The following is a 1,374-nucleotide window of genomic DNA, read 5'->3' as shown; positions in this document are numbered from 1 at the left end:
GGGCCGGGCTGCGCGTGCGGGGGTGGGGATGCGGGACGGCGCAGCGGCGGCCCCTGGGGCGGCCGCGGCCGATACCTGGGGTCGGGACGGTCGCCGTTCACGCGTCAACTGTACGTTCCGCGGTCGCCGGAACCCGAGGGCACGGGGATCCGCCGACGAGAAAGGCAGCAGCGCGTGGCGGGCAGCGCGCTGCTGTCTGCGCGCCGCGCGGCTGCCTCACGGCAGCCAGGACACGTGCCCGCGCAGCGCCTGATACCCGACGAACGCGACCGAGTCGATCAGCGCGTGCGCGATCACCAGCGGCCACAGCCGCGACGTCTTCTGCCAGAACCGGCCGAAGATCAGACCCATGACGAAGTTCCCGACACCGCCGCCGAGCCCTTGATACAGGTGGTAGCTACCGCGCAGCAGCGCCGACGCGACCAGGGACCGGTTCTCGGACCAGCCGAGCTGCCGCAGCCGGGTGATCAGATACGCGACGACCAGCACCTCCTCGGCCGCCGAGTTGGCGATCGCCCACAGCACCAGCGCCGGCAGCCGCCACCAGTAGTCCTCGAGGGTGCTCGGCGCGACCGTCAGATTCAGGCCCATCGCGCGCGCCGCGAGATACAGGCCCAGACCCGGGATGCCGATCAGCGCGGCCAGCCCGACACCGGGCAGCACGTCGCGGCGCACGTGCGGCCGCGCGAACCCGATGAGCTTCGGTCCGATTCCGCTACGCCACAACAGGTAGACGCCCAGCGCCGCCCACGCCAGCAGCCGCACGATGCCGAGGAGCTGGCGGGCCAGATCGATGAGCTGCTGCGACGACCGCGGCACGTTCAGCGCGACCGTCTGCTCCGACAACGGCGCCGGGGCGAGCGCGGATTCGAGCAGCGACAGGATCGACGACACCCCGCTGAGCCCGAACGTGACCAGCAGGACGATCGTGATCTCGATCCACAGCGCGCGGCGCTCCGCGGCGTTCAGCGGTGTCGCCGGGTTCCGGGGTGCGGGGGAGAGCCAGTCGCGGATCGTCGTCGTCACCGCAGCGATTGTGCCGCACGCGCGCCGGATGCGGTCACCAGAAGTCGAGCGCCTCGGCGATCGCGATGGACTGCGCGTGCGTCGGCCGCTGTGCGCCGTCGATCGCATAGATCGTGTTGCCGACGGTCGCGACGACGAGCCCGTGCCGTGCGGTGCCCATCGGGGCGAGTTCGGTCCACATGCCGGTCGCGATGTCGTACGCCTCGACCTCGGAGAGGACGCGGGTGGGTTCTTCGCCGCCGATGGCGACGATGCGGCCGTCGAGGTAGGCGGCGCCGAGGCCGCCGCGGGGGGTGGGCATGTCGGGCAGACGGGTCCAGGTGTCGGTCGCGGGATCGTAGCGTTCGA

At 71.9% G+C, this 1,374-nt stretch carries 2 protein-coding genes; both read right to left on the bottom strand.

Annotated elements, in window-relative coordinates:
* Window positions 1-216 precede the first annotated feature (216 nt).
* The gene (locus I0Q12_RS20985; RefSeq protein WP_374068752.1) at window positions 217-1,026 is read right to left on the bottom strand and encodes a CPBP family intramembrane glutamic endopeptidase; all 810 of its coding nucleotides are present in this window, start codon (window positions 1,024-1,026) and stop codon (window positions 217-219) included.
* A gap of 34 nt (window positions 1,027-1,060) precedes the next feature.
* On the bottom strand, window positions 1,061-1,374 hold a 314-nt coding region (locus tag I0Q12_RS20980), incomplete at its 5' end, for a kelch repeat-containing protein (protein WP_307846385.1).

The organism is Rhodococcus sp. CX (assembly GCF_015865005.1).
Classification (GTDB): domain Bacteria; phylum Actinomycetota; class Actinomycetes; order Mycobacteriales; family Mycobacteriaceae; genus Rhodococcus.
The sequence above is the reverse complement of the archived record's forward strand: the minus strand, read 5'-3'. Positions and strand labels throughout refer to the sequence as shown.